Annotated in this window: 18 protein-coding genes; 10 read left to right on the top strand and 8 right to left on the bottom strand. The window is 62.6% G+C overall.

All coding sequences use genetic code 11. The features are described from left to right. Positions 1-13: 13 nt before the first annotated feature. Entirely contained in the window at positions 14-751 is a 738-nt protein-coding gene (gene cuyB / locus PIN31009_RS03665; protein WP_150789320.1) for a cysteate racemase, read from the bottom strand. 197 nt (positions 752-948) lie between these two features. Here cuyB and PIN31009_RS03660 point away from each other — a divergent pair, with 197 nt between their 5' ends. After that, on the top strand, positions 949-1,908 hold the full coding sequence (locus tag PIN31009_RS03660) for a LysR family transcriptional regulator (protein ID WP_150789319.1): 960 nt from the start codon (positions 949-951) through the stop codon (positions 1,906-1,908). Between the two features lie 114 nt (positions 1,909-2,022). Here PIN31009_RS03660 and PIN31009_RS03655 read toward each other — a convergent pair whose 3' ends face one another. Together PIN31009_RS03655 and PIN31009_RS03650 are read right to left on the bottom strand one after the other, a co-directional pair. After that, positions 2,023-2,541 carry a single-stranded DNA-binding protein gene (locus tag PIN31009_RS03655; protein ID WP_150789318.1) on the bottom strand — a complete coding sequence of 173 codons (519 nt, stop codon included), beginning with the start codon at positions 2,539-2,541 and terminating at the stop codon, positions 2,023-2,025. 30 nt (positions 2,542-2,571) lie between these two features. Continuing rightward, on the bottom strand, positions 2,572-3,735 hold the full coding sequence (locus PIN31009_RS03650; protein ID WP_150683028.1) for an MFS transporter: 1,164 nt from the start codon (positions 3,733-3,735) through the stop codon (positions 2,572-2,574). Between the two features lie 525 nt (positions 3,736-4,260). Here PIN31009_RS03650 and uvrA point away from each other — a divergent pair. From uvrA to PIN31009_RS03615, 7 genes are all read left to right on the top strand, one after another. Next, on the top strand, positions 4,261-7,125 hold the full coding sequence (gene uvrA / locus PIN31009_RS03645; protein WP_150789317.1) for an excinuclease ABC subunit UvrA: 2,865 nt from the start codon (positions 4,261-4,263) through the stop codon (positions 7,123-7,125). Positions 7,126-7,166: 41 nt separating this feature from the next. After that, a complete protein-coding gene (locus PIN31009_RS03640) occupies positions 7,167-8,195 on the top strand; it encodes an AI-2E family transporter (RefSeq protein ID WP_087689812.1) in 1,029 nt (342 codons plus the stop codon). A 306-nt stretch (positions 8,196-8,501) separates the two neighbouring features. Next, positions 8,502-10,499, top strand: coding sequence for an ATP-binding protein (locus PIN31009_RS03635; protein WP_174996927.1), 1,998 nt, complete (start codon positions 8,502-8,504; stop codon positions 10,497-10,499). Between the two features lie 72 nt (positions 10,500-10,571). Beyond that, positions 10,572-11,246: a helix-turn-helix transcriptional regulator gene (locus PIN31009_RS03630; protein WP_150789315.1), complete on the top strand. Its 675-nt coding sequence runs from the start codon at positions 10,572-10,574 to the stop codon at positions 11,244-11,246. After that, positions 11,243-12,223 (top strand): threo-3-hydroxy-L-aspartate ammonia-lyase, encoded by a 981-nt coding sequence (locus PIN31009_RS03625; protein WP_150789314.1) that lies wholly within the window; start codon positions 11,243-11,245, stop codon positions 12,221-12,223. Before PIN31009_RS03630 ends, PIN31009_RS03625 begins: the two co-directional genes overlap by 4 nt. Then, entirely contained in the window at positions 12,220-12,618 is a 399-nt protein-coding gene (locus PIN31009_RS03620) for a RidA family protein (protein WP_058377180.1), read from the top strand. Before PIN31009_RS03625 ends, PIN31009_RS03620 begins: the two co-directional genes overlap by 4 nt. Positions 12,619-12,844: 226 nt before the next feature. After that, a complete protein-coding gene (locus tag PIN31009_RS03615) occupies positions 12,845-13,840 on the top strand; it encodes a hypothetical protein (RefSeq protein WP_150789313.1) in 996 nt (331 codons plus the stop codon). A gap of 86 nt (positions 13,841-13,926) precedes the next feature. Here the strand turns inward: PIN31009_RS03615 and PIN31009_RS03610 are convergent, their stop codons facing one another. The 5 genes from PIN31009_RS03610 to PIN31009_RS03590 all read right to left on the bottom strand — a co-directional run bounded on the left by PIN31009_RS03610 (position 13,927) and on the right by PIN31009_RS03590 (position 20,119). Then, positions 13,927-14,475, bottom strand: a complete 549-nt coding sequence (locus PIN31009_RS03610) for a phosphonate degradation HD-domain oxygenase (protein WP_150789312.1) — start codon at positions 14,473-14,475, stop codon at positions 13,927-13,929. Next, positions 14,435-16,237 carry a Na/Pi cotransporter family protein gene (locus tag PIN31009_RS03605; protein ID WP_150683022.1) on the bottom strand — a complete coding sequence of 601 codons (1,803 nt, stop codon included), beginning with the start codon at positions 16,235-16,237 and terminating at the stop codon, positions 14,435-14,437. Before PIN31009_RS03605 ends, PIN31009_RS03610 begins: the two co-directional genes overlap by 41 nt. Positions 16,238-16,564: 327 nt before the next feature. Continuing rightward, positions 16,565-18,019: a phosphonoacetaldehyde dehydrogenase gene (gene phnY / locus PIN31009_RS03600; RefSeq protein ID WP_150683021.1), complete on the bottom strand. Its 1,455-nt coding sequence runs from the start codon at positions 18,017-18,019 to the stop codon at positions 16,565-16,567. Between the two features lie 81 nt (positions 18,020-18,100). Then, on the bottom strand, positions 18,101-19,354 hold the full coding sequence (phnA, locus tag PIN31009_RS03595) for a phosphonoacetate hydrolase (RefSeq protein WP_150789311.1): 1,254 nt from the start codon (positions 19,352-19,354) through the stop codon (positions 18,101-18,103). A 45-nt stretch (positions 19,355-19,399) separates the two neighbouring features. Further along, positions 19,400-20,119, bottom strand: coding sequence for a phosphonate utilization associated transcriptional regulator (locus PIN31009_RS03590; protein WP_058377176.1), 720 nt, complete (start codon positions 20,117-20,119; stop codon positions 19,400-19,402). A gap of 356 nt (positions 20,120-20,475) precedes the next feature. Here PIN31009_RS03590 and PIN31009_RS03585 point away from each other — a divergent pair, with 356 nt between their 5' ends. Both PIN31009_RS03585 and PIN31009_RS03580 read left to right on the top strand, forming a co-directional pair. Next, a complete protein-coding gene (locus PIN31009_RS03585; RefSeq protein ID WP_425495463.1) occupies positions 20,476-21,504 on the top strand; it encodes a putative 2-aminoethylphosphonate ABC transporter substrate-binding protein in 1,029 nt (342 codons plus the stop codon). 178 nt (positions 21,505-21,682) lie between these two features. Further along, positions 21,683-22,765 (top strand): putative 2-aminoethylphosphonate ABC transporter ATP-binding protein, encoded by a 1,083-nt coding sequence (locus PIN31009_RS03580; RefSeq protein ID WP_150683018.1) that lies wholly within the window; start codon positions 21,683-21,685, stop codon positions 22,763-22,765.

Raw genomic sequence — 22,765 nt, 5'->3', positions numbered from 1 at the left:
CTCTGGTGATGAATCAGTAGGTGGCGGGAAAGAGTTCGTTGCCGCGCGCGTATTGCACGCAACGTTGTGCGAGGTTCTCGGTGGCATCGATCAGCGGACGGCCGGTATCGCCCGCGTGCAGCACGAGCGGCACTTCCGTGCAGGCGGCGATGAGCACGTCGGCACCCGCGGCGACCAACGCGTCGGCGAGCGTCTTCATGCCGATGCGTGCGTCGTCCGAGGGGCCGGCTGTCTTGATCCGGTAAAGCAGCGCAGCGAATTCCGCCAGCAAGGGGTCCGGCAGAACCACCGCCTGCCGGCCGCGCCGTGTGAGCGCGCGCTGATAGATGCCTGCGCTCAGGCAACCGGGGGCGGCGAGCAACCCCACGCGCACGGCATTCGGTTGCGTTCGGACGCAGGCGTCGCACGCTTCGTCGATCATGCTCACGAACGGAATCGAGATCGCTGCACGGATCGCACCGGCAAAGGCGTGCGCCGTGTTGCACGCCATCACGAGAAAGTCGGCGCCACTGCGCTGCAAACCCCGTGCGGTCTCGGCCAGTGCCATCGCGGGAGACTCGCCATTGCCCAGAATGGCGCGGTTTCTGTCGGGAATCTTCGGGTTGGAATCCACCAGCACGCGCAGGTGATCCTGCTCGGTGTCGACCGGCGTCGCCAACGTAATCTTCGCGAGAAGATCGGCGGTCGCCATCGGACCCATGCCCCCGATAACGCCGACGACCCACGTTCGTGCGGCATGTGTTTCGCTCATTGCTTCCTCTGCATACGTGTTGATGCAAACGATTCTAAGCAGCGAAAAAATGAGATTCCAATGACGAATCGAACGCCAACTATGCGAGACCGGAATAGTTTTTCGCGTGCGCCAGCGAGTCGAAAATTTCCAGTTGACAATCACCGGGGCGCGCGGCAAATCTCGGGGAATTCGAATGGAACGCCTGAGGCACCCCAATGGAGTTGAGACTGCTCGAGGACTTTCTCGCGGTCGCGCGACTGCGAAATTTTTCGCAGGCCTGCGTGGCGCGGCACATGACGCAATCGGCCTTGAGCCGCCGGATCAAGGCGCTGGAGTTGTGGTACGGCGTGCCGCTCATCGACCGCACGTCGTATCCCGTCATGCTGACGAGTGCAGGTGCGGCATTCCTGCCGCTGGCCGAACAGATCGTCGCTGACCTGTACCGGAGCCGCCGCGAAGCCATCGCATCGCGCGAGGCCGCAGGTGGCACGCTCAAGTTCGCGATGCCGCACTCGCTCGCGATCTACTTCTTTCCCAACTGGTGGCGCGAGCAGAGACACGACGCCGCTCAACGCGCGTCGGTGGTGGCCGCCGATCTCGACGAGTGCGTGGATTTGCTGCTGAGCGGCGCTTGCCAATTCGCGCTGTGTTACTGCCATCCGCGCATTCCCAACCTGCTAGCAAAGTCGTCGCTGCGGGGGATGCAGGTCGGACAAACGACCCTCGTGCCAGTGTCGGCTCTGACGGCCGACGGTGCGCCGCGTTATCCCCTGCCGCCGAAAGACGGGGACGCCTTGCCATTGCTGGCCTATTCGAGCGACTCGTTTCTGGGAAAAGTGACGGCAGCGTTGCATGCAGAACTGGAAACGCGCTTCCCGCTGGCGTTGCGCTACGAGAGTGCGCTCGTCGAAGCCCTCAAGGTGGAGGCCCTGCTCGGGGAAGGCGTCGCGTGGCTGCCCGAAGGCATGATCGAGACCGAACTACGCGCGGGAACCCTCGGTATCGTGGGCGAGCCCGATAGCGCAGCACGTCTCGAAATCTGGCTTTTCGCGTCGAACACGTTTGTGCCTCACGGCCGCGGCGATGAGCCCTCGTTCCTGCGCGAGCTTCGGCGTTCGGGGGGTGTGGATGGTGTGGGCGGCTCGGCGGACATGGGTGTCGACGACACCGCATAAGGTCCCAGATCGGGGTGCCGCCTCATAAAGCCCGTGAACTGAGCGCAGATAACAAAAAACCCCGAGGGCTTAAAGCCATCGGGGTTTTGTTCAAGCGTACTACGTGGGGAAGCTTTAGAACGGGATATCGTCGTCCATGTCGTCGAAGCCGCCCGACTGCTTGGCCGGGGCTTGTTGGCGAGCACCGCCGCCACCGCCACCACCTGCACCGCCGCCGCGCGAGTAACCGCCGCCACCGCCGCCGCCTTCGTCACCACCGCCACGCGAATAGCCACCGCCACCGCCGCCACCCTCGCCACCACGGCCACCCAGCATTTGCATCTGGTCAGCCACGATATCCGTGCTGTAACGGTCCGTGCCGTCCTGCGCTTGGTACTTGCGCGTGCGGATCTTGCCCTCGATGTACACCGACGAGCCCTTCTTCAGGTACTCATTGACGATTTCCGCCAGACGGCCGAAGAACGACACGCGATGCCATTCGGTCATCTCCTTGAATTCGCCAGACTGCTTGTCCTTATAGCGGTCGGTCGTCGCAAGACGAATGTTCGCTACAGCATCGCCGCTAGGCAGGTAGCGGACTTCGGGATCGGCGCCCAGATTGCCGACCAGGATGACTTTGTTGACTGATGCCATGAAACTTTCTCCGGAATTGCTGAAATCCGCTCAGGATTGACGAGGCGCAGGAGGCCTCATCGGTGCGGCGATTATAAGCCACACGAAAGCACCCGCTGCACAAGTCAGGAATATTGCGTTCTGACCGTAGTGGGTCATAAGAAAACCCCCTAGTGCGCCGCCACAGAACAGTCCCAGCGCCTGCGTCGTATTGTAGACGCCCACCGCCGCGCCCTTGCGCTGCCCCGGCGCCAGCTTCGACACCAGCGACGGCTGCGAGGCTTCCAGCACGTTGAAGCCGAGGAAATAAACGAACAGCACGACCGCAATCACGGCCACCGTCGGCGGCAATCCGCCCAGCGCCAACTGCGCAATCGCGACCAGCGCAATCGCCGACAGCAGCACCATTTTCATCTTGCCGCGCTTTTCCGCCGCAATGATCGCCGGCACCATCGCCACGAACGACAGCCCCATCACCGGCAGATAAATCTCCCAGTGTTGTGCGACCGGCAGGCCTGCCGCCACGAGCATGCGCGGCATCGCCACGAACAGTGCCGTCTGCGTCGCATGCAACACGAAAACGCCGAAGTTCAGGCGCAGCAGCTCCGGGTTGTGCAGCACTTCGGAAAACGGTGCGGGGCCAGCCTTGGCGTGCACCGGCGGCGTGGGCACCACCCACAGCACGACGAAGATCGCGACCACCGCCAGAATGCCGATGGCGGAGAACAGCCCGCTCATGCCCAGCCAGTGATACAGGAACGGCGCGCACACGATGGCCACGGCGAACGACACGCCGATGCTGCCACCGATCATCGCCATCGCCTTGGTCCGGTTGGCGTCGCTCGTCAGGTCGGCCACGCAGGCCATCACGGCCGACGAAATCGCGCCCGCGCCCTGCACTGCCCGCCCGATGATGATCCACGTCAGGTCATGGGCCAGCGCGGCAATCAGCGAGCCGATCGCGAACACGATCAGGCCGAAAATGATGACCGGCTTGCGCCCCAGCCGGTCAGACGCCCAGCCGTACGGGATGTACAGCAGCGACTGCGTCAGGCCGTAGATGCCGATGGCCAGCCCGACGAGAAAGGTGTTGTTGCCGCCGGGAATCGTCTGCGCAAAGACAGAGAACACCGGCATGATCAGGAACAGGCCAAGCATGCGCAGCGCGAAAATGCTCGCCAGCGATGCACTCGCGCGCACTTCTAGCGGAGTCATGCGGCCACCACGGCCGCTCGTCGTGGCAGGGGATGCGGAAGTCACGGAATCGGTAGACATTACGTCCTGAGAGATGAAAAAGCTCGTCCAGCCTCGGGTTGATCTGATGAATTGCCTGCTCGACTGCTCGATCACGGCGCTGCGAAACCACCCGTGCACGGCCCTCTCGGGGGCCATCTGCCCGATGTCGGGCGGCATGTCGCACGGTATGTCGCGCTGCGGCGGGGCGTGCCTCTGGTAATCGGGCCGTTCGTCCCCATCTGTCCCCACGTTGGCAACCCGCCCGCACTGTGCGATCAGCAGGTTCTGCCCCAGAAATCAAACTTAGGTATATTAGCAGGTTTAGCCGCCCGGATTTCCCCCCTGCGGTCCGCCCGACCGCTCCCGCCGCCTGTTGTGCCGATGCCCGGCTTCGCCGTGCCGGCGTGGCCTGACGACCCGGGAAACCAGGGCTCTTGGGGGCCGGAACCCGCTCCCGCGACAATTCGCCGCGCGGGTTCATCGGCGACGACTCCGGAACCGTCAATGGAAACCATTCGTATTCGTGGGGCTCGTACCCACAACCTCAAGAACGTCAATCTCGACCTGCCCCGTCATCAGCTTGTGGTGATCACCGGCCTGTCCGGTTCGGGTAAGTCGTCGCTCGCCTTCGACACGCTCTACGCCGAAGGTCAGCGCCGCTACGTCGAGAGCCTGTCGGCTTACGCCAGGCAGTTCCTGCAATTGATGGAAAAACCGGACGTCGATCTGATCGAAGGCCTCTCGCCGGCGATCTCTATCGAACAGAAGGCCACCTCGCACAACCCGCGCTCGACCGTCGGCACGGTCACGGAGATTCACGACTACCTGCGCCTGCTCTACGCCCGCGTAGGCACCCCGCACTGCCCCGATCACGGCCTGCCGCTCCAGTCGCAGAATGTTGCGCAGATGGTCGATGCCGTGCTCGCGCTGCCCGAAGACACCAAGCTGATGATCCTCGCGCCGATCGTCGTCGACCGCAAAGGCGAACACGCCGATCTGTTCGAGTCGATGCAGGCACAGGGCTTCGTGCGTTTTCGTATCCGCTCGGGCGGCGGCGCGGCCAACGAAGGCACTGCCCGCGTCTATGACATCGAGGCGCTGCCCAAGCTCAAAAAGACGGAGAAGCACTCGGTCGACGTGGTGATCGATCGCGTGAAGGTGCGCCCGGACCTCAAGCAACGCCTCGCCGAATCGTTCGAGACGGCACTGCGTCTGGCCGATGGCCGCGCTATCGCCCTCGAGATGGACACCGGCAAAGAGCACGTCTTCAGCTCGAAGTTCGCCTGCCCCGTGTGCTCGTACTCGTTGCAGGAACTCGAACCGCGCCTGTTCTCGTTCAACAACCCGATGGGCGCCTGCCCGACGTGCGACGGGTTGGGACAGATGACGTTCTTCGATCCGAAGCGCGTGGTCGGTTTCCCCGCTCTGTCACTCGCTTCGGGCGCGATCAAGGGCTGGGATCGCCGCAACCAGTTTTACTTCCAGATGCTGCAAAGCCTCGCTGCGTTCTACGATTTCGACGTGGATACGCCGTTCGAGGAATTGCCGGAAGACACGCAGAAGATCGTGCTGTACGGCTCGGGCGAGCAGACCATTCCGTTCACCTACGTCAACGAGAAAGGCCGCACGTCGGTGCGCGAGCATGAGTTCGAGGGCATCATCCCGAACCTCGAGCGCCGCTATCGCGAGACCGACTCGGTCGCCGTGCGTGAAGAACTCGCCAAGTACCAGAACAACCGCGCCTGCCCCGATTGCGAAGGCAGCCGGCTGCGCCGCGAGGCCCGTTTCGTCAAAGTAGGCGAAGGCCCGCAGGCGCGCGCGATCTATGAGATCGGCAATCTGCCGCTGCGCGAAACGCTCGGTTATTTCCACGAACTCGTGCTGCACGGCTCGAAGCGCGAGATCGCCGACAAGATCGTGAAGGAAATCGTCGCACGGCTGTCGTTCCTGAATAACGTCGGCCTCGACTACCTCTCGCTGGAACGCAGCGCGGACACGCTCTCGGGCGGCGAAGCACAGCGCATCCGGCTGGCGTCGCAGATCGGCTCGGGCCTCACCGGCGTGATGTACGTGCTCGACGAGCCGTCGATCGGCTTGCATCAACGCGACAACGATCGTCTGATCGGCACGCTCAAGCATCTGCGCGACCTCGGCAACTCGGTGATCGTGGTGGAACACGACGAGGACATGATTCTCGCGAGCGACTACGTCGTCGACATGGGGCTGGGTGCCGGTGTGCACGGCGGCACGGTGATTGCGCAGGGCAGCCCGCAGCAGATCGAAAACTCGCCGGAGTCGCTCACCGGGCAATATCTGTCGGGCGCACGCCGCATCGAAGTGCCTCACGAGCGCCGCGCGCCGGGCGAAGACCGTCTGCGCATCATCGACGCCACCGGCAACAACCTGAAGCACGTGAGTCTCGACCTGCCGGTCGGTTTGCTGACCTGTGTGACGGGGGTGTCGGGCTCGGGCAAGTCCACGCTGATCAACGACACGCTCTATCACGCCGTCGCGCGGCATCTTTACGGCTCGCAGGCCGAACCTGCGCCGTATGAGCAGATCGAGGGGCTGGAACACTTCGACAAGGTCATCAACGTCGATCAGTCGCCCATCGGCCGCACGCCGCGCTCGAACCCGGCGACGTACACGGGCCTGTTCACACCGATTCGCGAACTCTTCGCCGGTGTGCCGGCCGCCAAGGAACGCGGCTACGACCCGGGGCGTTTTTCGTTCAACGTGAAGGGTGGCCGTTGCGAAGCCTGTCAGGGCGACGGCGTCATCAAGGTCGAAATGCACTTCCTGCCCGACGTGTACGTGCCGTGCGACGTGTGCCATGGCAAGCGCTACAACCGCGAAACGCTCGAAGTGCAGTACAAAGGGCGCAATATCTCGGAAGTGCTCGACATGACGGTCGAACAGGCGCATGAGTTCTTCAAACCCGTGCCTGTGGTCGCGCGCAAGCTCAAGACGTTGCTGGACGTGGGCCTCGGCTACATTCGCCTCGGCCAGTCGGCCACCACGCTCTCAGGCGGTGAGGCGCAGCGTGTGAAGCTGTCGCTGGAACTCTCCAAGCGCGATACCGGCCGAACGTTGTATATCCTTGATGAACCGACGACCGGTCTGCACTTCCACGATATCGAGCTGTTGCTCACCGTCATCCACCGGCTGCGCGATCAGGGCAACACCGTGGTCATCATCGAGCACAATCTCGACGTGATCAAAACGGCCGACTGGGTGATCGATCTCGGACCGGAAGGCGGAGCAGGCGGCGGGCAGATCATCGCGCAGGGCACGCCTGAGGACGTGGCGGCCAGCAAGGCGAGCTTCACCGGCAAGTATCTCGCGCCGCTGCTCAAACGCAGCGCGTGAGCGCAAGTTCAGCGCAGGGATTTTGACAAGGACGTCAACGCATGGAACCGCGTTCTGGCTGGAAAACGGATCGAGCCTTCTGGGTCGAACTGACAAGCTACATTTTCGCCGCTGCGGCACTGTGGATGATTCTGAGCATTCACCTGCTCTCGGCTGTGCTTGCGGGCATGATCGTCTTCCAACTCGTGCACGTGCTCGGGCCGCGCCTGCAACTGCGTATTTCGAGCGAGCGCGCACGGCTGGTTGCCGTCGCGCTGCTCTCGGCGATTATCGTGGCGCTGATGACGGCGTTGATCTTCGGTGTCGTGACGTTCTTTCGCAGCGACGCCGGGCATCTGCAACACATCAACGGCCGCATGATGGAAGCGGTGGAACAGGCGCGCACGCAGTTGCCGTCGTGGATTACCGACCGGCTGCCCGCCGATAGCGACGACATTCATCAGGCGGTGACGGGCTTTCTGAAAGATCACACGCAGGAGATGTCGCTGGTCGGCAAGGAAGCGCTCAACGCGATGGTGCATATCATCGTGGGGCTGGTGCTGGGCGCGCTCGTGGCGCTCTCGTCGATTCAACCGGTGCAGCACATGCAACCGCTCGCGGCCGCGCTCTCGCGACGCGTCACGCGCTTCGGCGATGCGTTCCGGCGCATCGTTTTCGCGCAGTTGAAGATCTCGGCGATCAACACGGTCTTCACGGCGATCTTCTTGCTGGGCGTGCTGCCACTGTTCGACATTCACGTGCCGCTGCGCAAGTCGATGATCGTGGTGACGTTCGTCGTCGGCCTGCTGCCGGTGGTGGGCAACCTGATCTCGAACACGTTTATCGTGGTGCTCAGCCTGTCGGTGTCGCTTTACGTGGCGATCGCGTCGCTGGTGTTCCTGATCGTGATTCACAAGCTCGAATACTTCCTCAACGCGCGCATCGTCGGCACGCAGATTCAATCGCGCGCATGGGAGCTGCTGCTCGCCATGATCGTGATGGAAGCCGCCTTCGGCCTGCCCGGGCTGGTCGCCGCACCGATCTATTACGGCTATCTCAAGAGCGAGCTGGCAGAGAAGCAGTTGGTCTGATGCCGGCCCCCGGATACTTCGCCCATGCGTGTCACTTTCGATCGATACGGATGGGCGTGTTCGATGGTCATGTTCTGAAAATGCCCAGCACTCCAGCCGCACTTTCAAGCACCTCGTGATTCAGGTCAATTTGCCGGAAACACCCCGAAAATGGGGTTTCTACCCACGCTTTTGCTCGGCAATTCCGCGCGTCTTCCACGCGCCCGCCGCCGACCGTCGATGACGATCACCACCGCACCCGCCATAGAATCTCCCCGAACCAATTGGTGAAGTGATCGCGAGTCGATCGTTATGAAGGGGGCGCGCATGGCAGATCAGTACCCGGTCGAGGTGCAACCGGATTTCCTCGAGAAGATCACTCGGGCAAGGCCCATTCAGGCACTCGCCGAACTCCTGTGGAATGCCTTCGATGCCGATGCGTCGACGGTGGACATCTCGTTCGAATACAACGATCTCGAGACACTGCGTGCCGTTGCCGTCACGGATGACGGCCACGGCATTCCTCGGGCAGAGGCGCCGACCTATTTTCGACGTCTCGGCGGTTCGTGGAAGAAACCCGGCGCACAGACCGCTTCGGGACGCTTTCTGCATGGTCAGGAAGGGCGTGGGCGGTTCAAGGCATTTGCCATCGGCGCGTCTGCTGAATGGGCCGTCGTCTACGAGCGCGATGGCAGGCTGTGGTCGTACCGCATCCGGATGACGTCGCACGACATTCGTCATGTGAACATCAGCGACGAGGTGGATGTCACCGGCAAGGCAAAGCCCGGCGTCACGCTCACCATCGGTGAGCCGCTCAAGGATTACCGCACGTTCACCTCCGAGGCAGGCCGGCAGGAATTGACGGAGATCTTCGCGCTATTCCTTGCCGACTACGAGGGCAGAGCGGCCATTATTCTCGATGGAAAATCCATCGACGCCGGCATGGCAATCGCCAGCCGCAAGACATTCACTCTCGCAGACATCCGCATCGGTGGCCTTGAGCACTGGGTTCGTTTGCATGTCGTCGAATGGAAGAGCGCGGCCAACAGGGCGCTCTATCTCTGTAACGACCAACGTTTCCCCTTGGTTCAGGTCGACCGGCGATTCCACATCGGCCCATTTCAGTTCTCCGCCTACCTGTGCTCTCCTTTTCTTGGCATGGCGCAGACGGACGGCACCGTTGAACTGGCGGAAATGCAACCACCGATCGTTGCCGCAATCGACGAAGCGCAGCAGCTCATCAAGGATTATTTCCGCACGCGCGCGGCAGAAGAAGCCCGAACCGTGGTCGAAGCATGGAAGGATGAACAGGTCTATCCGTTTGCGGGCGACGCGGTTACACCGGTCGAACGCGTCGAACGGCAGGTCTTCGACATCGTCGCAGTCAACGTCGCCCGGCACCTGCCCGACTTCGGCACAACCCAAATCAGAAACAAAGCGTTCCAGCTTCGCATGCTTCGGCAAGCGATCGAGAAAAGCCCCGACGAACTACAAGTCATCCTCGATGAGGTGCTGAAGTTGCCCAAGCGTCAACGTGACGAGTTGGCCCGCCTGTTACGGGACACGTCACTTTCCTCGATCATCGGCGCGGCCCGGATCGTGTCAGACCGGCTGAAATTCCTGACAGGGCTTGAAGCCGTGTTGTTCGACGCGGCACCGAGAAAACGTTTGAAGGAACGGTCGCAACTGCACCGGATCATTGCGCAGAACTGCTGGCTGTTCGGCGAAGAATTCAGTCTTGCCGTGGACGACGAATCGCTCACCCAAGTGTTGATTGCTCACCGGAAGATGCTCGATCCCGACGTCGTCATCGACGCACCGGTCAAGCACATCTCTCAAACCCGCGGCATCGTCGATCTGATGCTGTCGAAAGCGACAAAGCAACATCGCGTGAATCAATTAACGCATCTTGTCGTGGAGCTAAAAGCGCCCAAGGTGGCTATCTCAGCCCCTGAGGTCATGCAGATCGAGAGTTATGCCTTTTCGGTAATGAACGACCCTCGGTTCAAACAAGTCGGTACCACTTGGCTGTTTTGGATTATCAGCGATGACTTGGCCGCCTACACTGAACATCGCGTGCAAGACGAGGCTGGATTGATTCATACGAAGGACAACCTGTCGATCTACGCCAAGACATGGGCACAGGTGCTCGACGAGAATCGCGCCCGGCTGAAGTTCTTTCAGGACAAACTCGAAGTGCAAGTAGACAAAGCCTCTTCGCTCAAGTATTTGCAAGACCGCTACGCCAGCTATCTCGACGGTGTCTTTGAGGAGGCTATCGATGGCGAAGACGCCGCATCTGACATAGAGACAACCTCGCCCTGACGGCGAACAACCCGGCAAATCCTGTTTTCGCCGAATTTGACATTTCGTCACCGAGTGACATAATGTCAAATCATGAAATCCACTAAATCCCCCGGTACGGGCAAGCGCGACGAGAACGCATTGCTATTGCGTGAAGGTCGCAAGATCGTCGAGGCGCTCGGCCAGACGTTTGCGCCGCTTGTCGAAGTGGTGCTGCACGACCTGACCGACCCCGATCACGCCATCGTGGCGATCGCCAACAATCTGTCAGGCCGTCAGCCCGGCGACGCCGTCACCGAGATGGGGCTCGCACGCATTGCCGACCCCGCATTCCCCGAAGTCATCGCCAATTACGCGAACCGTTTCCCCGACGGGCGCCCGGCCAAAAGCACCTCCATCGGCTTGAAGAACAGCGGCGGCGAGTACGTCGCCGCCATCTGCCTGAACATGGATATCTCGATGCTCGCGGCGGCCGCCGCCAGCGTGCAGCAACTGGTGAACATTCAGACCGCGTCGCCGGCGCCCGTGCGCGAGACGCTCGCCACGCGCCGGCTCGACGACATCGGCCCGCTCATCACCGACTTTGCCGCGCAGCGCAACACCACGCCGCAAGGGCTCACGCTGGCCCAGCGCCGCGACGCCATCCGCATGATCGAAGCGCGCGGGCTGCTCGATCTGCGCCATGCCCACGCGGAAATCGCGCGCGCATTGGGCGTGGCCCGCTCGACCGTCTACACCTACCTCTCCGACCCGAAAGGCACATCATGACTGCTCCTCAACTGGCGATCACGTACGGCGATGTCGCGGCCGCCCATGACCGGATTCGCGAAGCCGCACACCACACCCCAGTACTCACCTCGCGCACGGCCGATGCAATGACCGGCGCGCAACTGTTCTTCAAGGCCGAGAACTTCCAGCGCATGGGCGCGTTCAAGTTCCGTGGCGCCTACAACGCCATTTCGCAGTTCACGGCAGAACAGAAGCGCGGTGGTGTGCTGGCCTTCTCGTCGGGCAACCACGCGCAGGCGATTGCCCTCGCCGCGCGTGAGCTGGGCGTGGCAGCGGTCATCCTGATGCCGCAAGACGCCCCACAAATGAAGATCGACGCCACGCGCGGTTATGGCGCGGAAGTCGTGCTCTTCGACCGTTACAAGGAAGACCGCGAAGCGCTCGCCACGCGTCTGGCGACCGAGCGCGGTATGACACTGATTCCGCCGTACGATCATCCGCACGTGATGGCCGGCCAAGGCACCGCCGCCAAGGAATTGATCGAAGACGTCGGCACGCTCGACATCCTCGTCGTGTGTCTCGGCGGTGGCGGCCTGCTGTCGGGCTGTGCCGTCGCAGCCCGTGCGCTCAATCCGAACATTGCCATCTACGGTGTGGAACCGGAGGCCGGTAACGACGGGCAGCAGAGCTTTCGCAGCGGCAAGATCGTGCACATCGAGACGCCGCGCACGATTGCCGATGGCGCGCAGACGCAGCATCTGGGGAACTACACGTTCCCGGTGATTCGCTCGCTGGTCGACGACATCCTGACCGTGACCGACGACGAACTTGTGCAAACGATGAAATTCTTCGCGAGCCGCATGAAGATCGTGGTCGAGCCGACCGGCTGCCTCGCCGCCGCCGCTGTGCTGCAAGGCAAGCTGGATGTGAAAGGCAAGCGCGTGGGCATCATTCTGTCCGGCGGCAACATCGATCTGGCAAGGTTCGCCAAACTTACCCTCGGGGAGGCTGTATGAGTGCGCTGGAACGCGGTATCGAAGAAGTGAATGTCCCCACGCTGCAACCGCCGCGTGGTCACTATTCACATGGCGTTTGCGCCAACGGCTTTGTGTTCGTCTCGGGACAGCTGCCGATCACGCCGGAAGGCGAGCGGCTCGTCGGCGCACCGTTTGCCGTGCAGGCGAAGCAGGCACTCGATAACGTCGCCGCCATTCTCACCGCCTGCGGCACCCGTATCGAACGGCTGGTGCAAGTGCGCGTGTACATCACGAATGTCGACGACTGGGGACCGTTCAACGAGGTCTATACGGCATGGGCCGGTGACGCAAAGCCTGCGCGCGCCGTCGTGCCGGTGCCGGCACTCAGCCATGGCGTGGCCGTCGAGATCGAAGCGACGGCACTCGCAGGGTAATCGTCGTGTGTCCGTGCGCGGCGAAGGTGTGAGTATCGCCCCGCCTGCATCGCGAATGTGCCTCGCCCCGGGCGGCACATTCGCGATAGGTCATTGCGATATGGCGGAGTGATCGCTGAATGATCGCTGAATGATGCTGTGTGAAACCTGAGTGTTGCGTCCAATGTCGGCCGGCGAATGCGTAGCGCAGTTACACTGCTCGTCACTTTCACCGATCTGGCCGCACATGACGACCCCCGACCTTCCGACGTCCTCCGCTTCATCCCCTTCCCCGTCAGCATCCGTGCCGCCCTCGCGCGACGCGATGGACCCGGCGCTGCCGCAGCAACGCGTCGACGACGAACCGCTTCGGCTGGTAACGAGCTTCAATGACGTGTTCGTGGTGGTCGCGGCGTGGTTGCTGTCGTTCGGCACCGGGTGGCTGACGACCTCGCTGCCGGCGACGTTGCAGATGCTGATTTCCGCCGCCATCACGTGGGGCCTGTCCGAGATTTTCGTGCGACGCCGCCGCATGGCGCTGCCCGCGCTGTGTTTCAGCTTCGGTTTTATCAGCGCAGTGGCGATGATCGGCTTCGGCAATGCGTCGCTCGTGACGCATGACATCAGTGGCGTGCGGCAATCGATGAGCTGGTTCACGCTCGGTGGCACGGCCATTTTCACCGCTGCCGGTGCCGCGCTCTACTGGTGGCGCTTTCGGGTGCCGGTCGCGATTGCGTTCGGTGTCGCCGGCATCGTCGCCACCACGTGGTTCCACATCCTCGTGCTCCGGGAGAACTTCATTGAGTGGATCTTGGTGGCCAGCGTGATCGTGGGGCTCGCAATTTTCGCGTGGGCGCTGCGCTGGGATGCGCAGGACCCGCAACGCGTGACGATTCGCTCGGATGTCGCGTTCTGGCTGCATCTGGTCGCGGCGTGCATGGTCACGCACCCGATCTTCTGGACGCTGATGCCGGAGCATCCGATCGCGGCCATTGCGGTGTTTCTGGTGCTGACGGTGGTGTCGCTCGTGATCGACCGTCGCGCGCTCATGCTCTCGTCGCTGCTGTACGTGATCAGCGCGATCATGAAGGTGCTGGTGACCGCTTCCGATGCGAATGGCTTGCCGGTGGTCGCCGTCGTCGTGGGCGCCGCCCTGTTGTTGCTGTCGGTGTTCTGGCAGCCGTCGCGCGCGTTGGCCCTGCGTTGTGTGCCTGCCGGCTGGCGGGCGAAACTGCCGCGCTGATCGCAGCAGTCGTCCACTCTTCAAGCTCGCTTCACTGCATGCCGCGCCTGACCCTCCGGCGCGGCATCGCCTCCCTCGCCCAAGCGTCACTGAATCGTGACGCGCTCCAGCACCTTCATGAAGTGATCGAGCGACGGCGTCTCCATGCCGGCGACTTTCGCACGGTCGTCCCAGCGGCGCAGCCGCATGGCGGCTTCCGCATGGTCGCGCGCGAGAAACGTCTTGGCCTCGTCGTCGTTGAACACGCCGCCCTGCAACGCAAGACTGCGCACCGAATCGACAGAGAGTTGGCTGAAGTACTCGGGATCGACGGCGCACAGGCAACGCTTGGCGTCGACGTGCAACCGAATCGGCTCGAGCACGGCATCGCTAAACAGCGGCCGCAGGAAAGGCAGGGCGTAGTACTGATGCAGATCGTCGATGCCGCGCTCGGTGGGCGTCTCGCCCTGAAGATTGAGCAAATGGCCGAGATCGTGGAGAAAGCTGGCGGCGACGAGCGCCTCGTCGGCGCCCTCGCTCTGCGCTAACGCGCCGCTTTGCAGCGCGTGCTCCAACTGGGTGACAGGCTCGCCGCTGTAAGCCAGCGAACCGAATTTATCGAACAGGGTGCGGATGTCCGGCAGGCTCAGGGCCATCGTGTGAACTCTCGTTGTCGTCGCGTGAATCCGATGGGGCGGCCGCCGTCGCGACATCGGCAAACGCCGCCAGCTTCGACACCTTCGTTTCCTTCGGCGTCTTGGTTTCCTTCACTTCCTTCGGCTTGTCGCGCATGCGGCTCTTGCGCAGCGCTCCGGCGTCATCGAGCACGGTGTACGCCGTGGAGCAGAACAGCGAATTCAAGCGCTTCATGTCGCTGATGATGTCCAGGTGCAGCGAACTCGTCTCGATACTCTGCACCGACTGACCCGCCAGACGATTCAAGTGAGTGTACGAATACGCCCGCTCCAGATCGCGGAAGCTTTCCTTCTCGGTCATCAGGCGCTGTGCGCTCTTGAGGTCGCCGTTCAGGAACACCGACAAGCCAAGTTGCAGGTTGGTCACGAGCCGCGCATGCATGTCGCAAATCTCCTGCAAGCCTGCCTCGGAGAACGACAGCTTGTGCGAAATCTTCTTCTCTTCGACCTCGGTCACCATGCGCTCGATGATGTCGCCGGCATGTTCCAGATTGATCGTGAGCGAGATGATGTCGGTCCAGCGGCGGCTGTCCGGCTCGCTCAGGTTCTCGCGCGACACCCGCGTGAGATACATCTTCACCGCCGTGTAGAGATGGTCGACGTCGTCGTCCATCCGCCGCGTCTCGCGCGCCCGCACCACATCGTTGCTGCGGATGACTTCGAGCAGCCCGTTGAGCATCTGCTCGACGATGTCGCCCATGCGCAACGTCTCGCGCGTGGCGTTGGCCAAGGCCACCGACGGCATCGACAGCGCACTCTCGTCCAGATGGCGGGGCCGCGCGCTGGTATCCGCTTCGGGCTTCTCGGCCAGCAGCCGCACGCAAAGGCGCGCCATCGGCTCGGTGAACGCGAGGAAGACCACGCAGCGAATCAAGTTGTAGATGACGTGGAAGTTCACGACCGCCTGCGCCGGCTGGTCCGACAACCAGCTCACCAGCAGCGGTGCGTAGTCGACGAACGGCAGCACGATCAGGCAGCCGATCAGCTTGAAGATGAGACTGCCGAACACCACACGGCGCCCGGCCGCGTTCTGGCCTGCCGAGGTCAGCATGGCCAGCATGCCGCTGCCCAGATTGGCACCGATCACGAGGCACAGCGCGACCTTCAACGAGATCACACCCGACGACGCCAGCGTGGCGGTCAGCAGCACGGCCGCCAGACTCGAATACGAGATCATCGCGAACAGCGCGCCGATCAGGGTGTCGAGCATCACGTCGCCAGTGAGCGAGCCGAACAGCACCTTCACACCCGCGGCCTGCGTCATGGGCGTGGTCGCGCCGACGATCAGTTGCAACGCAAGAATGATGAGACCAAGACCGATCGACACGCGCCCGAGCTGCCCTGCGCGCGTCTGTTTGCGTGAAAGGAAAAAGATGACGCCGAAGAAGATAAGCAGCGGCGAGAGCCAGTGCAGATCGAACGTCAGGATCCGCGCCATGATGGCCGTGCCGACGTCGGCCCCGAGCATGATCGAGAGCGCGGGTGCCAATGCAATCAGCCCCTGCGCCCCGAATGACGAGACGATAAGCGCGGTCGCGTTGCTGCTCTGCACCAGACCGGTCACGAGCACGCCGGCCGCGAAGGCCAGAAAGCGATTCGAAATGCTGTGGGACAGAATGCGCCGCAGATCGGCGCCGTAGACGCGCAGGACCCCGGTACGCACGATATGCGTACCCCAGATCAGCATCGCTACGCCGGAGAGAAGGTTGAGCAGTGTCAGCATGCCAGTGTTCCGTGATCTTGTTGTCGACGGGACGGGCAGCGCCCTGCGCCGCCGGCATGACGCGACCACTGGTTTGCCATACAGGCATCCCGCGTCAGATCAAAACTGGCGTCGGGATGCGTATGAAGTTCACGCGTCATGCGTATCCCCAATCGGTACACCGTACACCAAAATGACGGGCGCAACAATCGTGTCATGAATTTGTCACAATTTTTGCGCCGACTCTGCTAAGCCTTGTTGCGTAAGGGTGACAGCGGGAGCGCCACCGGCAGGATTGACCCCGCCGACACGCCCCGCACCACCCCGAACGTCACTTCACGCCCCGCCTCATGCCCCCCACGGCAACGTGAAGGTTTTGGTGTTGGTGAAGCTCTTCATCGCTTCCTGCACCCCTTCTTTATAGCCCAGACCCGAATCCTTGATGCCGCCGAACGGCGTCAGCTCGATGCGGTAGCCCGGCACTTCCCAGACGTTGACCGTGCCGACCTGCAACTCGTCGGTGAAGCGCGTGACGTAGTCGAGGCGGTTGGTACAGACGCCCGACGACAGGCCGAACGCCGTGCCGTTGGAAATCGCAATGGCCTCGTCGATGCTGCCGAACGTGATGATGGGCGACACCGGCCCGAAGGTTTCTTCGCGCACCACCGTCATCTTCGGGTCGACGCGGTCGATCACCGTCGGCGAGTACAGCGCGCCTTCGCGTTTGTTGCCCACGAGCAACCGGGCGCCCTGCGCCACCGCTTCGTTCACGCGCGCTTCGAACAGTCGTGCGGCGCCTTCGTCGATGACGGTACCCATGTCGTTGTTGCCGTCGCTGGGGTCACCGTATTTCCATGCGCGCGTTTTCTCCACGACCATTTCGGTGAACTGCGCCGCGATGTCGCGATGCACGAGCATGCGTTTGACGGCGGTACAGCGCTGACCCGAATTCTTGTACGAGCCTTGCACGGCGAGATCGGACGCGCGATCGAGGTCGGCATCTTCCATCACGATCAGCGGGTCGTTGCCGCCCAGCTCCAGCACGATGCGGCGATAACCGGCCTTCGACGCAATGTACTTGCCGATCGACACGCCACCGGTGAAGGTGATCATGTCGATGTTCTCGTTGGTCAGCATCTCGTCGGCAATCTCCATCGGATCGCCCGTGATCACTTGCAGCATTTCCGGCGGCAAGCCCGCTTCATACAGCGTATCGGCGAGATAGAAGGCCGAGAGCGGCACCTTCTCCGACGGCTTGAGCACCATGCGGTTGTTGGTGGCCACCGACGGCGCGACCTTGTGCGCCACCTGATTCATCGGATGATTAAACGGCGTGATGGCCGAAATCGCGCCCAGCAGCGGCTCGCGCTGCGTCACCACGCGGCGCTTCTTGCCGTGCGGCGTGAGATCGCACGAGAAGGCCTGACCGTCGTCTTTCAGCGCTTCGCCTGCGGCAAAGCCGAGCACGTCGGCGACGCGGCCGATTTCGTACACCGCGTCTTTCTTACAGAGCCCCGACTCCATCGTGATGATGGCGGCGGCTTCGGCCGTGCGCTCACGCAGCAGCGCGGCGGCCTTGTCGAGAATGTTGGCGCGCTCGAAGCGGGTGAGCTTCGAGCGGTACTGCTTGGCAATCGAGAAGGCGCGGCGCACGTCGTCGAGCGATGCCTTGGGCACCGTGCCGACCAGATCGCCCGTGTACGGGTTGAAGACTTCGATGATCCGTTCGCGGGTCACTTTCTCTCCGCCGATGCGCAGGGCTTCGGCGCGAAACTCGGGATGCAGCTTGTGCGGCGCGTTCATGGGGTTCTCCACAGCTTATTCAAACTGGTCGGGGTGCCGGCGTAGTTCAGCTTCGGGTCAGACGTGGTTTCAGACGTGGTTTCAGACGTGGTTAAGCGCGACGTCGAGAATGTCGAAGTTGCGCAGTCGCGCCTTGCCCGGAATGCCTTCGGTCTTGCGATTGAACAGCAGCGGCACGGTCTGTTCGGAGATACCGCCATGCGAGCGCAGCGGCACCGTCAGCCCGGTCAGATCGTGACGGCTGGCGCTCGTGCCGAGCACCACCGACTGATCGCTCACGACCACGAGATCGCCCACACGATCGGGCGGCAGTTCGAAACGCGCGCACGCTTCGGCGTTGGTCAGCACCACTTCGAGACCCGGCAACGCGGCGATGCGCTTGCGGATGGCGTCACGGTCGATATCGCGCGGCAGGTAGATGGTGGCGAACGAACCCAGCGCACCGTGGTGAACGACATACGGATCGGTGATCGGCAAAATCACGCGCGCCCCGCCTTCAGCCACGCCCTTGCCGAGCCAGTCGTCGAGCAAGTCCTGCAAATAGATCACGTTGGGCTGGCCGGTCTTCGGATCGTGCTTGGCGTTCATGCCGTGATCGGCGGTCAGGCCGATGACGGCGCCGAGTTCGTCCATGCGGCGCAGGTACTTGTCCATCATCGCGTAGAAGGCGTTGGCGCCTTCGGTGCCCGGGGCCCACTTGTGCTGCACGTAGTCGGTGGTCGACAGGTACATCAGATCGACGTGGCGCGTTTCCAGCAAGCGCACACCCGCTGCGAACACGAACTCGGAAAGTTCTGCGCTGTAGACATCCGGCACGGGCATGCCCACGAGACCCAACACGTCTTCGATGCCGTTCTCGGCGAGCGTGACCTGATCGGCCTTCTCCGACGAGAAGCAGATGCCCGTCATCCGGTGACCGAGCAGCTTGCGCAGTTTGTCTTTGGCGGTGACGACTGCGACCTTGGCACCAGCGTCCGCCGCGGCTGCCAGCACCGTTCCGGCGCGCAGGTAGGCGGGGTCGTTCATCATGACTTCGGCACCCTTGCCGCCGTCGGCGGTCGGGTCGTAGAAGTAGTTGCCGCAGATGCCATGCACGGCCGGGGGGGCGCCGGTCACGATGGACAGATTGTTCGGGTTGGTGAACGACGGCACCACGCAGTCACCCTGAAACACCGCGCCATCGGCGAGCAGGTGCTTGAGGTACGGCGCGACACCCGCCTTGGCGGCCGCTTCGAGATATTCGAACTGGCAACCGTCGACACACACGATGACGGTGGGCTGTTGCGGCAGCCGGTACTGGCGGCCATTCACTTGGATCTGCACGGGCTGGTTCACGTCGGTCTCCTCAAGGGCAATTTGTTCGATCGCATCAATGTTCAATTAGCCGGCCTTCGCCTGCGTCGGCGCCGCGCCGGGCGCACGCGCCAGCGCTTCGCGAATGCGCGCCTGGCCGCGCGACAAGTGTTCGCGAATGACCTGCGCGGCACGCGCCGGATCGCGTGAGGCGATGGCGCTCACGATGTCGCGGTGCTCTCGTTCCGACTTCGGCGGAGCCGAGGTATCGGCCGTCAGCGCTTCATGGCGGAACAGACTCAACTCCTTCACCAGCCGGCGGTAGGTCTCGAGCAACTTACGGTTGCCGACCATCTCGACGAGCGTGTCGTGGAACGCAAGGTTCAACTGGTAGTACGCCTCGCTGTCGCCCGCTTCCACCGCCTGATGCATCGCCTCGACCGACTCGCGCAGCCGCGTGAGTTGCTCCGACGTGATGACCTCGGCCAGCGTGCGGCCCACGTACTCGTCGAGCACGCCACGCAGCGTGTAAATCTCTTCGGCCTCTTCGAGCGAGATCACCCGCACGAACACGCCGCGATTCTTTTCGGTGCGCAGCAGCCCGGCTTCTTCAAGCGCGCGAAACGCCTCGCGCACCGGGCCACGCGACACGCCAAGACGCCCCGCCACCTCAATCTCGTTGAGCTTGGTCCCGGGCGTGAGCGTGCCGGCCATGATCTGGCGCTCGATCTCGTGCTGCACGAGGGTGGTGAGCGACTGGCTTTGCAGCAGCTCGATGGCCGTGGCCGACGTGGGCTTAGGGGTCATACCGTCTTCCTTATCTCTGAACTCTGATGCGAACATTCAGCAATCACGCGAGGCAATTTGTGGCATTGCGTGATTATTTTTGTTGCTTGACATTCAAGCACAGCACTTTGTAGATTGTCAACAAAACACATCCGACATCGCAGGCAAATTTGGCAATACGGTCGGGGTGAGTTGGTGAAGGCAGCGACAAAACTCTATCTGAATCAATGATTTCCATACTATTGGAGGTATTTGACGAGCAGATGACAAATGCAAAGAGTTTCAAGAAAAAGACATAATTTGCCAATAATATGCAACACATCGCCTCATAGAAGGCGCTTTTGCCCGACCCACAGGAGCCATTCATGAACCAACCGATGCGCCGCGCCCTGCGTGCTGCTGCCGCCCTAGCCGCCGGCCTCGTCTGTGCCGCACAGGCCGGCCACGCCCTCGCCAAGACCACGTTGACTGTCTACACGGCGTGGGAGGTCGAAGTCATGCGGCCGTACGCCGAAGCCTTCCAGAAAGCGAACCCCGATATCGACATCAAGTACGTGCGCGATTCCACCGGTGTGGTCACCGCCAAGGTGCTCGCCGAGAAAGCCAACCCGCAGGCGGACGTGATTGCGGGGCTCGCCGCATCGAGTCTGGAACTGATCAAGCAGGAAGGCCTGCTCACGCCGTATTCGCCCAAGGGCTTCGACCAGCTCACGCGGGCCTATAGCGACAAGGCCACGCCGCCGTCGTGGATCGGGCTCGACGTGTGGGGCGCGACGGTGTGCTTCAACACGGTGGAAGCGGCTAAGCGCAACCTGCCGAAGCCCACGTCGTGGGAAGACCTGGCCAAGCCCATCTACAAGGGCATGATCGTGATGCCGAACCCGGCCACCTCGGGCACCGGTTTTCTCGATGTGACGGCGTGGCTCCAGATGTTCGGCAAAGAGGGCGGCTGGAAGTACATGGACGCGCTCGACAAGAACATCGTCAAGTACACGCACTCGGGCTCGAAGCCCTGTCGTGACGCGGGTGCAGGCGAGTATCCGATCGGCATCTCGTTCGAATTCAACGCGCATCGCACCAAGGCCGCCGGCGCCCCGATCGATCTGGTGTTTCCGAAGGAAGGGCTGGGTTACGACATCGAAGCCGCGGGCATCGTGAAGACCACCAAGAAGATGGACGCTGCAAAGCGCTACATGGACTGGCTGGCCAGCAAGGAAGCCAACGAGATGTACGCGAAGGACTGGGCCATCGTGGCGTATCCGGGCGTGGCGAAGAAGTTCGACACGATTCCCGCCAACTACCCCGACATGCTCGTGAAGAACGATTTCACGGAGATCGCCAAGAGTCGCGAATCGGTCCTCGCTGAGTGGCAAAAGCGTTACGGCGCGAAGTCGGAGAAGAAGTGACGAGCGTGGCATCGACCGCGCAGTGCTGAGGTGCGGTGGGGTCGCGTTGAAGTCGCGGTGGATGGGTAGTGCCGGGGCCGTGTGTGGCGCCCGGCACCACCACCCGCCAAGCGCTCCGCCCGCCGCCTTGCAACACAAGCAGTAATGGACGTAACGGACATCGCAGGAGGTCCCCCGAATGAGCGACGACACGTATCTGAGCCTCGCCGGCATCCACAAACGGTTCGACAACACCGTAGTGCTGGGTGACATCAATCTCACCGTGCGGCGCGGCGAGATGCTCTGTTTTCTCGGCCCGTCAGGGTGTGGCAAGACAACCTTGCTGCGCATCATCGCCGGGCTCGAAGCGCAGACCCACGGCAAGGTCTCGCAGAACGGCCGCGACATTTCCACCTTGCCGCCCATGCAGCGCGACTACGGCATCGTGTTCCAGTCGTACGCGCTGTTTCCGAATCTGAGCGTGGCGCAAAACGTCGCCTACGGCCTGACCAACCGCCGTGTGCCGCGCGCCGAGCGCGACAAGCGCGTCGCCGAGTTGCTCGAGATGGTCGGCTTGCCCGACGCGGGTAAAAAATTCCCCGGACAACTCTCCGGCGGGCAACAACAACGCATCGCCATCGCCCGTGCGTTGGCCACGTCGCCGGGCCTGTTGCTGCTGGACGAGCCGCTCTCGGCACTCGACGCCCGTGTGCGGGTGCGCTTGCGCAGCGAAATCCGTGCGTTGCAACAGCGGCTGGGCATCACCACGATTCTCGTCACGCATGATCAGGAAGAGGCCTTGTCGATGGCTGACCGCATCGTGGTGATGAATCATGGCGTGATCGAGCAGGTCGGCACGCCCGGCGAGATCTATCAGCATCCGGCCACGCCGTTCGTCGCCGATTTCGTCGGCAAAACCAACATCCTGCCCGCACGCCTCGGTGACGCCGGACGCGTGCAAGTCGGCCGTTACGAACTGACCTGCGGCACGCTCAACGGCTGCCGTACCGGTGAAGACATTCGCGTGTTCTTCCGCCCCGAGGACGTGCGGGTGCGCGATCTCGACGACCTCGACGACGAAGCGAACGTCTTCGACGGTGCCGTGGAGAAGATTGAATTTCTCGGTGCCTTCTCACGCGTGACCCTACGCATGCAGGCATGCGAGCACGCGCTCTATGCCGACCTCTCGCCTGCCGACATGCAGGCCCTGCAACCGGCCGCCGGCAGCGCCCTGCGCTTTGCCGTGCCGCGCGCCGCCGTGCGCGTCTTCCGTCAGGGGTGA

Source organism: Pandoraea iniqua, assembly GCF_902459685.1.
Lineage (GTDB): Bacteria > Pseudomonadota > Gammaproteobacteria > Burkholderiales > Burkholderiaceae > Pandoraea > Pandoraea iniqua.
Note: the sequence above shows the minus strand (reverse complement) of the source record. Positions and strands in the feature narration are given on the sequence as shown.

Excerpts from the sequence above, each read along its gene's own strand:
- cuyB (WP_150789320.1), bottom strand. The coding sequence starts at position 751 with ATGAGCGAAACACATGCCGCACGAACGTGGGTCGTCGGCGTTATCGGG.
- PIN31009_RS03660 (WP_150789319.1), top strand. The coding sequence starts at position 949 with ATGGAGTTGAGACTGCTCGAGGACTTTCTCGCGGTCGCGCGACTGCGA.
- PIN31009_RS03655 (WP_150789318.1), bottom strand. The coding sequence starts at position 2,541 with ATGGCATCAGTCAACAAAGTCATCCTGGTCGGCAATCTGGGCGCCGAT.
- PIN31009_RS03650 (WP_150683028.1), bottom strand. The coding sequence starts at position 3,735 with ATGACTCCGCTAGAAGTGCGCGCGAGTGCATCGCTGGCGAGCATTTTC.
- uvrA (WP_150789317.1), top strand. The coding sequence starts at position 4,261 with ATGGAAACCATTCGTATTCGTGGGGCTCGTACCCACAACCTCAAGAAC.
- PIN31009_RS03640 (WP_087689812.1), top strand. The coding sequence starts at position 7,167 with ATGGAACCGCGTTCTGGCTGGAAAACGGATCGAGCCTTCTGGGTCGAA.
- PIN31009_RS03635 (WP_174996927.1), top strand. The coding sequence starts at position 8,502 with ATGGCAGATCAGTACCCGGTCGAGGTGCAACCGGATTTCCTCGAGAAG.
- PIN31009_RS03630 (WP_150789315.1), top strand. The coding sequence starts at position 10,572 with ATGAAATCCACTAAATCCCCCGGTACGGGCAAGCGCGACGAGAACGCA.
- PIN31009_RS03625 (WP_150789314.1), top strand. The coding sequence starts at position 11,243 with ATGACTGCTCCTCAACTGGCGATCACGTACGGCGATGTCGCGGCCGCC.
- PIN31009_RS03620 (WP_058377180.1), top strand. The coding sequence starts at position 12,220 with ATGAGTGCGCTGGAACGCGGTATCGAAGAAGTGAATGTCCCCACGCTG.
- PIN31009_RS03615 (WP_150789313.1), top strand. The coding sequence starts at position 12,845 with ATGACGACCCCCGACCTTCCGACGTCCTCCGCTTCATCCCCTTCCCCG.
- PIN31009_RS03610 (WP_150789312.1), bottom strand. The coding sequence starts at position 14,475 with ATGGCCCTGAGCCTGCCGGACATCCGCACCCTGTTCGATAAATTCGGT.
- PIN31009_RS03605 (WP_150683022.1), bottom strand. The coding sequence starts at position 16,237 with ATGCTGACACTGCTCAACCTTCTCTCCGGCGTAGCGATGCTGATCTGG.
- phnY (WP_150683021.1), bottom strand. The coding sequence starts at position 18,019 with ATGAACGCGCCGCACAAGCTGCATCCCGAGTTTCGCGCCGAAGCCCTG.
- PIN31009_RS03590 (WP_058377176.1), bottom strand. The coding sequence starts at position 20,119 with ATGACCCCTAAGCCCACGTCGGCCACGGCCATCGAGCTGCTGCAAAGC.
- PIN31009_RS03585 (WP_425495463.1), top strand. The coding sequence starts at position 20,476 with ATGCGCCGCGCCCTGCGTGCTGCTGCCGCCCTAGCCGCCGGCCTCGTC.
- PIN31009_RS03580 (WP_150683018.1), top strand. The coding sequence starts at position 21,683 with ATGAGCGACGACACGTATCTGAGCCTCGCCGGCATCCACAAACGGTTC.